The organism is Vibrio sp. TRT 21S02 (assembly GCF_050113675.1).
In the GTDB taxonomy this organism is placed as follows: Bacteria; Pseudomonadota; Gammaproteobacteria; order Enterobacterales; family Vibrionaceae; genus Vibrio.
The window spans coordinates 1-12,396 of the sequence record NZ_JBNJOI010000019.1; the positions used below are offsets into that span (position 1 = coordinate 1).

Sequence of the window (12,396 nt, forward strand, 5' to 3'; positions counted from 1 at the left end):
ATCGCACCAATCGCGATGGACGAAGGTCTACGTTTCGCGATCCGTGAAGGTGGCCGTACAGTTGGTGCTGGTGTTGTTGCTAAAATCTTCGAATAATTCCTCGGAATTGCTGAAGATGTCGGAAAAATCTTTGAATAAGATTTGACGAACCAGTAACAAAAAGGGCATCATTTGATGCCCTTTTTCTGCACTAAATTTTGATGTTTGCTTTTTTCTTATCCAGGCAAGCATTAAGCAGGATTTTTTTGAATTGGATTTCGGTCTGAATCAATAAAAGAGTACACCAAAATCAATTTTCGTTTGGTGTTTATGGATTTGCCCTGCAACAGCGGGGTTGTTGTCGTCTATATTAAGACTTGTGACAGGTTGGTTTTATGAAAGCAAATAATGCTGAAACTCCTGAAAGCTCAAATGGCGCAGATATCTTTAAGTGGATTGTCACTTTCGTTCTGCTAGCTGCCGCTGTTGTGGGTAATTACCTGTATGGTGAGATGTCTGTAGTGGTTCGCGCTGCAGCGGTTGTTGTTCTTATCGCCGTAGCACTTGGTGTTGCAGCTACAACAACGAAAGGTAAAGCTGCGATCAGCTTTGCTAAAGAATCCCGTATGGAAGTTCGCAAAGTGGTTTGGCCTACTCGCCAAGAAACTATGCAAACAACTCTGATCGTTTTGGCTGTAAGTATTGTAATGGCTCTAGCGCTTTGGGGCATTGACGGCATCATGGTTCGTCTTGTCGCTCTAGCGACTGGGGTATAGAGGGTTTTAATTCATGAGTGAAGCTCCAAAAAAACGCTGGTATGTGGTTCAAGCCTTCTCTGGATTTGAAGGCCGTGTCGCTCAGTCTCTTCGCGAGCATATCAAAATGCACGGCATGGAAGAGCTGTTTGGTGAAGTACTGGTTCCTACTGAAGAAGTAGTGGAAATGCGTGCAGGTCAACGCCGCAAATCTGAGCGTAAGTTCTTCCCAGGATACGTTCTAGTTCAGATGATTATGAACGATGAATCATGGCACCTAGTACGCAGCGTGCCGCGTGTCATGGGCTTCATTGGTGGTACCTCAGATCGTCCTGCACCTATCACTGACAAAGAAGCTGACGCAATTCTTAACCGTCTTGAGAAAGCGAGTGAAGCACCACGCCCACGTACGATGTACGAAGCGGGTGAAGTGGTACGTGTTAACGAAGGCCCATTTGCTGACTTTAACGGTACTGTTGAAGAAGTGGATTACGAAAAGAGCCGCCTGAAAGTGTCTGTATCGATCTTTGGTCGTGCAACACCAGTTGAGCTTGAGTTTGGTCAGGTTGAAAAACTTGATTAAAAAAACACCTTTATAGGGTTGTTTAAGGCGCGAATTATGTCTATAATTTCGCGCCTTTTTACTTCTCTCGAAATAAAAAGTTTTTGAATAACGGGGAGCTGATCGAGTGATTAGCGTCTGAACCCAAAATTAGGAAAAATCATGGCTAAGAAAGTTGAAGCTTATATCAAGCTACAAGTTGCTGCTGGTATGGCAAACCCAAGTCCACCAGTTGGTCCTGCACTAGGTCAACACGGTGTAAACATCATGGAATTCTGTAAAGCGTTCAACGCGAAAACAGAATCTATTGAGAAAGGTCTACCAACTCCAGTTGTTATCACTGTATACAACGACCGTTCTTTCACGTTCATCACTAAGACTCCACCTGCTGCTGTTCTTCTGAAGAAAGCTGCTGGCGTTAAGTCTGGTTCTGGTCGTCCAAACACTGAAAAAGTGGGTACAGTAACTGACGCTCAAATCCAAGAAATCGCAGAAACTAAAGCTGCTGATTTGACTGGTGCTGACATCGAAGCAATGAAGCGTTCAATCGCTGGTACTGCTCGTTCAATGGGCCTAGTGGTAGAGGGTTAATAAGATGGCTAAACTAACTAAGCGTATGCGCGTAATCCGCGAAAAAGTTGACGTAACTAAAGAATACGAAATCAACGAAGCTGTAGCTCTTCTTCAAGAACTAGCGACTGCTAAATTCGTAGAGTCTGTTGACGTTGCTGTTAACCTAGGCATCGATGCTCGTAAATCTGACCAGAACGTACGTGGTGCAACTGTACTACCTCACGGTACTGGCCGCGAAATCCGCGTTGCAGTGTTCACTCAAGGTGCAAACGCTGAAGCAGCTAAAGAAGCTGGCGCAGACATCGTTGGTATGGAAGATCTTGCTGAGCAAGTGAAGAAAGGCGAAATGAACTTCGACGTAGTTGTTGCTTCTCCAGATGCAATGCGCGTTGTAGGTCAACTAGGTACTATCCTAGGTCCTCGCGGTCTAATGCCAAACCCTAAAGTTGGTACTGTAACTCCTAACGTTGCTGAAGCAGTTAAAAACGCTAAAGCTGGTCAGGTTCGTTACCGTAACGACAAAAACGGCATCATCCACACTACAATTGGTAAAGCAAACTTCTCTGCTGAGCAGATCAAAGAGAACCTAGAAGCGCTTCTAGTTGCTCTGAAGAAAGCTAAGCCATCTTCTGCTAAAGGTACATTCCTGCAGAAAGTAAGTATCTCTACTACTATGGGTGCTGGTGTTGCTGTTGATCAGGGTAGCCTGAACACTCAAGCTTAATATATTTGCTTAGGCGTGAAATTTGTGTATAATTTCGCGCCTAATATTTGTGGTTGGGGCTGATCTTTACTTTATGGTGATAGGATCACTTATTAGCATAATTTAAGACCCAGTCTCCGTCCAAGACCGTAGGTGTTTATTTTAAATAGACTTAATTTTCCTACGTAGATGGTGCCCGAACTGACAGAAAGCTCTATGTAAATAGTTAACTTTCTTCTGGGAAGCACCTCAATAACTCTCACTGTCGTGATGATAGTGAGTGGTGTAACGACAACCAGGAGTAAATCCAAGATGGCTTTAAACCTTCAAGACAAAAAAGCAATTGTTGCTGAAGTCAACGAAGCTGCCAGTGGTGCACTTTCTGCAGTTGTAGCTGATTCTCGTGGCGTAGAAGTGGGCGCGATGACTTCACTACGTAAACAAGCTCGCGAAGCGGGTGTTTACGTACGAGTTGTTCGTAACACACTTATGCGTCGTGCGGTTGAAGGTACAGACTACGAGTGTCTAAAAGAGACATTTACTGGTCCTACTCTAATCGCGTTCTCAAACGAGCACCCAGGTGCTGCAGCGCGTCTTTTCAAAGACTTCGCTAAAGAGAACAAAGACTTCGAGATCAAAGCTGCTGCATTTGAAGGCGCGCTAACTGACGCTGAAGTACTAGCGACACTACCAACTTACGACGAAGCTATCGCACGCCTAATGATGTGCATGAAAGAAGCTTCTGCAGGCAAGCTGGTACGTACTATCGCTGCACTACGCGACCAAAAAGAAGAAGCTGCTGCTTAAGCCTTGCTTTTCACTGGTTGCTATTTAAACTTATTGTTGATTTAAAAGAGAATTGTTATGTCTATCACTAACGAGCAAATCCTAGACGCAGTTGCAGAAATGTCTGTAATGCAAGTTGTTGAACTAATCGAAGCAATGGAAGAGAAATTCGGTGTTTCTGCTGCTGCTGCTGTTGTAGCTGGCGGCGCTGCTGCAGGCGAAGCTGCTGCTGAGCAAACTGAATTCGACGTAATCCTAGAATCTGCTGGCGGTAACAAAGTTGCTGTAATCAAAGCAGTACGTGGCGCAACTGGCCTAGGTCTTAAAGAAGCTAAAGCTCTTGTAGACGGTGCTCCTGCTCCTCTGAAAGAAGGCATCGAGAAAGATGAAGCTGAAGCTCTTAAAGCTCAGCTAGAAGAAGCTGGTGCAACTGTTGCTGTTAAGTAATTATTGCATAGTTTCTTAGCCTAACGGCTAATGGCTGGTGGTTTTGTAACCACCGGCCTTTTTGCGCTGTAGGGTATAGGCGAATTTTCCCGCTGTTTAAGCGTCTTTACCTGAGCAAAATACATTTCATTTCATCGTAATGAAATGTCACTACAGTAAACAGCTATTTAGTCACTGTCCCTTACCCCCCTTAAGTAACTAGGTGTGGGCGGACAGTTTGGGTCACTTATCAGCGAGCTGAGGAACCCCATGGTTTACTCTTATACCGAGAAAAAGCGCATCCGTAAGGACTTTGGTACTCGTCCACAAGTTTTGGACATTCCATACCTGCTATCGATCCAGCTCGATTCGTTCGAAAAGTTCATCGAACAGGATCCTGAAGGGCAATACGGTCTTGAGGCTGCTTTCCGTTCTGTATTCCCGATTCAGAGCTACAACGGCAATTCCGAGCTGCAATACGTTAGCTACCGTCTTGGTGAGCCAGTTTTTGACGTTAAAGAATGTCAAATCCGCGGTGTTACATATTCAAAACCACTACGCGTTAAATTACGCTTGGTTATTTTTGATAAAGACGCGCCAGCAGGTACTGTAAAAGACATTAAAGAACAAGAAGTCTACATGGGTGAGATTCCACTCATGACAGACAATGGTACCTTCGTAATCAATGGTACCGAGAGGGTTATCGTATCCCAGCTGCACAGAAGCCCAGGCGTTTTCTTCGACAGCGATAAGGGTAAGACCCACTCATCAGGTAAAGTTCTATATAACGCACGTATCATTCCTTACCGTGGTTCATGGTTAGACTTTGAGTTTGATCCTAAGGACAATCTATACGTACGTATTGACCGCCGTCGTAAGCTTCCAGCATCTATCATTCTTCGCGCACTTGGTAAGACGACAGAAGAGATTCTGGATATCTTCTTCGAGAAGGTGAACTTCGAAGTAAAAGATCAAACTCTACTCATGGAGCTTGTTCCTGATCGTCTACGTGGTGAAACTGCGTCATTCGATATCGAAGCTAATGGCAAAACTTACGTTGAAACTGGTCGTCGTGTAACTGCACGCCACATCCGTCAACTTGAAAAAGATGGCGTTGATCATATCGAAGTGCCAGTTGAGTACATCGTAGGTAAAGTTGCATCGAAAGATTACATCAACGAAGCGACTGGCGAGATCATTGTTGGTGCAAACCAAGAAATCAGCCTTGAAGCATTAGCGAACCTTTCGCAAGCTGGCCACAAAGCTCTGGAAGTTCTATTTACGAACGATCTAGACCACGGTCCATTCATGTCAGAAACTCTACGTATTGACAGCACTGTTGATCGTATTTCTGCATTGGTAGAAATCTACCGCATGATGCGCCCTGGTGAGCCACCAACAAAAGAAGCTGCTGAAGCACTATTCGAAAGCCTATTCTTCTCTGAAGAGCGTTACGATCTATCGACTGTTGGTCGTATGAAGTTTAACAGCTCTATCGAACGTGAAGATGCTCAAGAGCAAGGCACACTTGACGAAACTGATATCGTTGAAGTGATGAAGAAGCTTATCGCTATCCGTAACGGCATCGGTGAAGTGGACGATATCGACCACTTAGGTAACCGTCGTATCCGTTCTGTTGGCGAAATGGCAGAAAACCAATTCCGCGTTGGTCTAGTACGTGTTGAACGTGCTGTTAAAGAGCGTCTAAGCCTTGGCGACCTTGATGCAATCATGCCTCAAGATCTAATCAACGCTAAGCCGATCTCTGCTGCTGTTAAAGAATTCTTTGGCTCTTCACAGCTTTCACAGTTCATGGACCAAAACAACCCGTTATCAGAAGTTACGCATAAGCGTCGTATCTCTGCATTGGGTCCTGGCGGTCTTACTCGTGAACGTGCTGGCTTCGAAGTACGTGACGTACACGTAACTCACTACGGTCGTCTATGTCCTATCGAAACGCCTGAAGGTCCAAACATCGGTCTGATCAACTCTCTATCTGCGTTTGCGCGTTGTAACGAGTACGGTTTCCTAGAGACTCCATACCGTCGTGTTGTAGATGGCGTAGTAACAGACGAAGTAGATTACCTATCTGCTATTCAGGAAGGTCAGTACGTTATCGCTCAGGCGAACACTGTTCTTACTGAAGAAGGCACATTCTCTGAAGAGCTAATCACTGCTCGTCAGAAAGGTGAATCTGGCCTACACCCACGCGAACATGTTGACTACATGGACGTTGCAACTAACCAGGTTGTATCTATTGCTGCATCGCTTATCCCGTTCCTAGAACACGATGATGCGAACCGTGCATTGATGGGTGCCAACATGCAACGTCAGGCAGTTCCAACACTTAAGGCTGACAAGCCTCTAGTTGGTACTGGTATTGAGCGTAACATCGCCGTTGACTCTGGTGTTACAGCGGTAGCGAAACGTGGTGGTGTAATCCAGTCTGTAGATGCTTCTCGTATCGTTGTTAAAGTTAACGAAGACGAGCTGATCCCTGGTGAAGCGGGTATCGATATCTACAACCTAACTAAATACACTCGTTCTAACCAAAACACGTGTATCAACCAGCGTCCATGTGTGATGCCGGGTGAACCTGTAGCGCGTGGTGACGTTCTTGCTGATGGTCCTTCAACAGACCTTGGTGAGCTTGCGCTTGGTCAGAACATGCGTATCGCATTCATGCCTTGGAACGGTTACAACTTCGAAGACTCGATCTTAGTATCTGAGCGCGTAGTTCAAGAAGACCGTTTCACGACTATCCACATTCAAGAGCTATCTTGTGTGGCGCGTGATACTAAGCTTGGTGCTGAAGAAATCACAGCTGACATTCCAAACGTAGGTGAGTCTGCTCTGTCTAAACTAGACGAGTCAGGTATCGTTTACATCGGTGCGGAAGTGAAAGGCGGTGATATCCTTGTAGGTAAAGTAACGCCTAAAGGTGAAACTCAGCTCACTCCTGAAGAGAAGCTACTACGTGCTATCTTTGGTGAGAAAGCGTCAGATGTTAAAGATACGTCTCTACGCGTGCCAAATTCTGTTTCAGGTACGATCATCGATGTTCAAGTATTTACTCGTGACGGTGTTGAAAAAGACAAACGTGCACTTGAAATTGAACAGATGCAGCTTAAAGAAGCGAAGAAAGACCTTACTGAAGAATTCCAGATTCTTGAGGGTGGCCTTCTAAACCGTGTTAAAGCTGTACTAATCGACGGTGGCTACACTGAAGCGAAACTAGATGCTATCGATCGTAAGAAATGGCTAGAACTAACGCTTGAAAACGATGCTCAACAGACTCAGCTAGAGCAACTAGCAGAGCAGTATGATGAGCTACGTGCAGACTTCGATAAGAAATTCGAAACTAAGCGTCGCAAGATCACACAAGGTGATGATCTAGCTCCTGGCGTACTGAAGATCGTGAAAGTTTACCTAGCGGTTAAACGTCGCATCCAGCCTGGTGATAAGATGGCGGGTCGTCACGGTAACAAGGGTGTAATCTCTAAGATCAACCCTGTTGAAGACATGCCTTACGACGAAAAAGGTCAGCCTGTAGACATCGTACTTAACCCACTGGGTGTACCTTCGCGTATGAACATCGGTCAGATCCTAGAAGTACACTTAGGTCTGGCAGCGAAAGGTATCGGTGACAAGATCAACCAGATGGTGAAAGAGCAGCAAGAGCTAGCTAAGTTCCGTGACTTCCTACAGAAGGTTTACGATCTTGGTGAGACACGTCAGAAAGTAGACGTTGCGTCTCTATCTGATGATGAAGTTCGTACGCTGATCAAAAACCTACGTGGCGGTTTACCGATCGCGACTCCAGTATTTGATGGTGCTTCTGAACAATCAATCAAAGAGCTATTGAAACTAGGTGACCTACCAGAGTCTGGTCAGCTAACGCTGTTTGATGGTCGCACAGGTGATGCGTTTGAGCGTCCTGTAACTGTTGGTTACATGTACATGCTGAAACTGAACCACCTTGTTGATGACAAGATGCACGCTCGTTCAACTGGTTCGTACAGCCTAGTAACTCAGCAACCACTTGGTGGTAAAGCTCAGTTCGGTGGTCAGCGTTTCGGTGAGATGGAAGTATGGGCACTAGAAGCATACGGTGCTGCTTACACGCTTCAAGAAATGCTAACAGTTAAGTCGGATGACGTTAACGGCCGTACTAAGATGTATAAGAACATCGTAGATGGCAACCACAGCATGGAACCTGGCATGCCAGAATCGTTCAACGTATTGTTGAAAGAGATCCGCTCGCTAGGTATCAACATCGAGCTAGAAGACGAAGAGTAATCTCTTTCTCTCTTGACTAAGGTTGAGAGAATCAAAGGCGATTATTTGGTAGAAGGTGCTCACTTTTGCGGGTGAGCTCCTTTTAACTCCTTACAGGAGCTGATTGTGAAAGACTTATTAAACTTTCTAAAAGCACAGCATAAGACCGAAGAATTTGATGCAATCAAAATCGGTCTATCTTCACCAGACATGATTCGTTCATGGTCTTTCGGTGAAGTTAAAAAACCTGAAACGATCAACTATCGTACGTTCAAACCTGAGCGCGATGGTCTATTCTGTGCGCGTATCTTTGGTCCAGTTAAAGACTACGAATGTCTTTGTGGTAAGTACAAGCGCCTGAAACACCGTGGTGTTATCTGTGAGAAGTGTGGTGTAGAAGTTACACAGACTAAAGTTCGTCGTGACCGTATGGGCCACATCGAGCTTGCTTCACCAGTGGCTCACATCTGGTTCCTAAAATCGCTACCGTCTCGTATCGGTCTACTGATGGATATCCCTCTACGTGATATCGAACGTGTTCTTTACTTCGAAATGTACGTAGTAACTGAACCAGGTATGACAGATCTAGAAAAAGGTCAGATGCTAACTGAAGAAGAGTATCTAGACCGTTTAGAAGAGTGGGGCGACGAGTTCACCGCTAAGATGGGTGCAGAGGCAATCAAGGATCTTCTAGGTTCTATGGATCTGCACGCAGAAACTGAACAAATGCGTGAAGAACTAGAGTCTACAAACTCTGAAACTAAGCGTAAGAAAGTAACTAAGCGCCTTAAGCTGGTAGAAGCGTTCATCGCATCTGGCAACAACCCAGAGTGGATGATCCTAACTGTACTTCCAGTTCTTCCGCCAGATCTACGTCCTCTAGTACCACTAGATGGCGGCCGCTTTGCGACTTCTGATCTGAACGATCTATACCGTCGTGTGATCAACCGTAACAACCGTTTGAAGCGTCTTCTAGAGCTAGCTGCTCCGGACATCATCGTACGTAACGAAAAACGTATGCTACAAGAGTCTGTTGATGCGCTACTAGATAACGGTCGTCGTGGTCGTGCGATCACAGGTTCGAACAAGCGTCCTCTGAAATCTCTTGCTGATATGATCAAGGGTAAACAAGGTCGTTTCCGTCAGAACCTTCTAGGTAAACGTGTAGACTACTCTGGCCGTTCTGTAATCACAGTAGGTCCATACCTTCGTCTACACCAGTGTGGTCTTCCTAAGAAGATGGCACTTGAGCTATTCAAACCATTTATCTACAGCAAGCTAGAGACTCGTGGTCTTGCGACTACAATCAAAGCTGCTAAGAAAATGGTAGAGCGTGAAGAAGCGGTAGTTTGGGATATCCTAGACGAAGTCATCCGTGAACACCCAGTACTATTGAACCGTGCACCTACACTTCACCGTCTAGGTATCCAGGCGTTCGAACCAGTACTAATCGAAGGTAAAGCGATTCAGCTACACCCACTTGTGTGTGCGGCGTATAACGCGGACTTCGATGGTGACCAAATGGCGGTTCACGTACCTCTAACTCTAGAGGCACAGCTTGAAGCTCGTACCCTGATGATGTCGACAAACAACATTCTGTCGCCAGCGTCTGGTGACCCGATCATCGTACCTTCTCAGGACGTTGTATTGGGCTTGTACTACATGACTCGTGAAAAGATCAACGTTAAAGGCGAAGGTATGTACCTTGCTGGACCAGCAGAGGCTGAGAAAGCATACCGCACTAAACAAGCTGAACTTCATGCACGCGTTAAAGTACGTATTACAGAAACTGTTGTAGATGAAGATGGCAACAGCACAACTGAGACTAAGATGGTTGATACAACTATCGGTCGTGCAATGCTATGGCAAATCGTGCCAGCTGGTCTACCGTACAGCATCGTTAACCAAAAGCTAGGTAAGAAGCAAATCTCTAACCTACTAAACGAGGCGTACCGTAAACTGGGTCTGAAAGACACGGTAATCTTCGCTGACCAAATCATGTACACAGGTTTCGCATACGCTGCACTATCTGGTGTGTCTGTTGGTATCGACGATATGGTTGTTCCACCTGCGAAATACACTGAGATTTCTGAAGCGGAAGAAGAAGTACGTGAAATCCAGGAACAATACCAATCTGGTCTTGTAACCGCGGGTGAGCGCTACAACAAAGTGATCGATATTTGGGCATCGACCAACGATCGCGTTGCAAAAGCGATGATGGAGAACCTTTCATCTGAGACGGTAATTAACCGTGATGGTGAAGAAGAGCAGCAAGAGTCATTTAACAGCATCTATATGATGGCTGACTCAGGTGCTCGTGGTTCTGCAGCTCAGATTCGTCAGCTAGCGGGTATGCGTGGTCTGATGGCGCGTCCAGATGGTTCAATCATCGAAACGCCGATCACTGCGAACTTTAAAGAAGGTCTAAACGTACTTCAGTACTTTATCTCAACGCACGGTGCTCGTAAGGGTCTTGCGGATACGGCACTGAAAACAGCGAACTCGGGTTATCTAACTCGTCGTCTAGTAGACGTTGCTCAAGACGTTGTTGTAACTGAACATGACTGTGGCACTCATGAGGGTGTTGACATGATGCCTCACATCGAAGGTGGTGATGTTAAAGTTGCACTAACTGAGCTAGCGCTAGGTCGTGTAGTAGCTGAAGACGTTCTTAAGCCAGGTACTGAAGATGTTCTGATCCCACGTAACACTCTAATTGATGAGAAGTGGTGTCAGATCATGGAAGAGAACTCAGTAGACAGCATGAAAGTGCGCTCTGTGGTTACTTGTGATTCTGACTTCGGTTGTTGTGCACAGTGTTATGGTCGTGACCTAGCACGTGGTCACCTAGTAAACCAAGGTGAAGCAGTAGGCGTTATCGCTGCTCAGTCAATCGGTGAACCAGGTACACAGCTTACGATGCGTACGTTCCACATCGGTGGTGCGGCATCTACTGCAGCAGCAGAGAACAGTATCCAAGCTAAGAACACAGGTTCTGTGAAACTACACAACGCGAAGTTCGTAACGAACAAAGACGGTAAGCTAGTTATCACTTCTCGTGCATCTGAACTAACCATCATCGATGAGTTCGGCCGTACGAAAGAGAAACACAAACTGCCATATGGTTCTCTACTGTCTAAAGGTGATAACGACGCAGTTGAAGCTGGTGAAACAGTGGCTAACTGGGAAGCGCACACCATGCCAATCATCACTGAAGTGGCAGGTCGTATCCAGTTTGTAGATATGATCGATGGTGTAACCGTTTCTCGTCAAACAGATGACCTAACTGGCCTTTCTTCAAGTGAAGTAACTGACGCTGCGGCTCGTCCATCGGCAGGTAAAGATATGCGTCCAGCTATCAAACTTGTTGATGCAGCGGGTAACGATGTAATGATCCCTGGTACTGAAATGCCAGCTCACTACTTCCTACCTGGTAAAGCTATCGTTAACATCGAAGACGGCGCAGAAGTGGGCGTGGGTGACACGTTAGCACGTATTCCACAGAAATCTGGCGGTAACAAAGATATCACCGGTGGTCTACCTCGCGTTGCGGACCTATTCGAAGCACGTAAGCCAAAAGAGCCAGCAATCCTTGCTGAGCACACTGGTACTGTGAGCTTTGGTAAAGAGACAAAAGGTAAGCGTCGTCTAGTTATCACTCGCGAAAGCGGTGAAGCTTATGAAGAGATGATTCCTAAACATCGCCAGTTAAACGTATTTGAAGGTGAGAAAGTGGAACGTGGTGATGTGATCGCCGACGGTCCAGAATCTCCGCATGACATCCTTCGTCTACGTGGTGTACACGCAGTAACACAATACATCGCGAACGAAGTTCAAGAAGTATATCGTTTACAAGGCGTTAAGATTAACGATAAGCACATTGAGACTATCGTTCGTCAAATGCTACGTAAGTGCACTATCACTCATGCGGGTGACTCAGAGTTCTTACCTGGTGAGCAAGTAGAATATGCAAATGTTAAAATTGCAAACCGTCTACTTGAAGCAGAAGGTAAAGAACCTGCACGTTTTGAGCGTGAGCTATTAGGTATTACTAAGGCATCTCTAGCAACTGAGTCGTTTATTTCTGCGGCATCGTTCCAAGAGACAACTCGCGTACTAACGGAAGCGGCAGTTTCTGGTAAACGTGATGATCTACGTGGTCTGAAAGAAAACGTAATTGTAGGTCGTTTGATTCCTGCAGGTACTGGTTTTGCGTATCACCAAGATCGCCAAGCTAAGCGTGATCAAGAGCAAGAAGGTCCATCTGCTGAACAAGCAACGGATAACCTAGCAGCACTTCTAAACGCAGGTTTCTCTTCGGAAGAATAATCGCT

At 45.8% G+C, this 12,396-nt stretch carries 8 protein-coding genes and 1 pseudogene; all 9 read left to right on the forward strand.

From position 1 onward, the window contains the following. A pseudogene (locus tag ACQEXU_RS18520) lies at positions 1-96 on the forward strand (elongation factor Tu); the annotation flags it as partial. Positions 97-374: 278 nt separating this feature from the next. After that, on the forward strand, positions 375-755 hold the full coding sequence (gene secE / locus ACQEXU_RS18525; RefSeq protein ID WP_367987457.1) for a preprotein translocase subunit SecE: 381 nt from the start codon (positions 375-377) through the stop codon (positions 753-755). Positions 756-768: 13 nt separating this feature from the next. Continuing rightward, a complete protein-coding gene (nusG, locus tag ACQEXU_RS18530; RefSeq protein ID WP_005384681.1) occupies positions 769-1,317 on the forward strand; it encodes a transcription termination/antitermination protein NusG in 549 nt (182 codons plus the stop codon). Between the two features lie 141 nt (positions 1,318-1,458). Then, the gene (gene rplK / locus ACQEXU_RS18535) at positions 1,459-1,887 is read left to right on the forward strand and encodes a 50S ribosomal protein L11 (protein WP_367987456.1); all 429 of its coding nucleotides are present in this window, start codon (positions 1,459-1,461) and stop codon (positions 1,885-1,887) included. A gap of 4 nt (positions 1,888-1,891) precedes the next feature. Continuing rightward, complete coding sequence (gene rplA, locus ACQEXU_RS18540; RefSeq protein ID WP_006878400.1) at positions 1,892-2,593, forward strand: 50S ribosomal protein L1; 702 nt, start codon at positions 1,892-1,894, stop codon at positions 2,591-2,593. A gap of 291 nt (positions 2,594-2,884) precedes the next feature. Further along, positions 2,885-3,379 carry a 50S ribosomal protein L10 gene (gene rplJ / locus ACQEXU_RS18545; RefSeq protein ID WP_367987455.1) on the forward strand — a complete coding sequence of 165 codons (495 nt, stop codon included), beginning with the start codon at positions 2,885-2,887 and terminating at the stop codon, positions 3,377-3,379. Positions 3,380-3,436: 57 nt separating this feature from the next. Then, positions 3,437-3,805, forward strand: coding sequence for a 50S ribosomal protein L7/L12 (gene rplL / locus ACQEXU_RS18550; protein ID WP_367987454.1), 369 nt, complete (start codon positions 3,437-3,439; stop codon positions 3,803-3,805). A 249-nt stretch (positions 3,806-4,054) separates the two neighbouring features. Beyond that, positions 4,055-8,083: a DNA-directed RNA polymerase subunit beta gene (gene rpoB, locus ACQEXU_RS18555; protein ID WP_367987453.1), complete on the forward strand. Its 4,029-nt coding sequence runs from the start codon at positions 4,055-4,057 to the stop codon at positions 8,081-8,083. A 105-nt stretch (positions 8,084-8,188) separates the two neighbouring features. After that, a complete protein-coding gene (gene rpoC, locus ACQEXU_RS18560) occupies positions 8,189-12,391 on the forward strand; it encodes a DNA-directed RNA polymerase subunit beta' (protein WP_367987452.1) in 4,203 nt (1,400 codons plus the stop codon). Positions 12,392-12,396 lie beyond the last annotated feature (5 nt).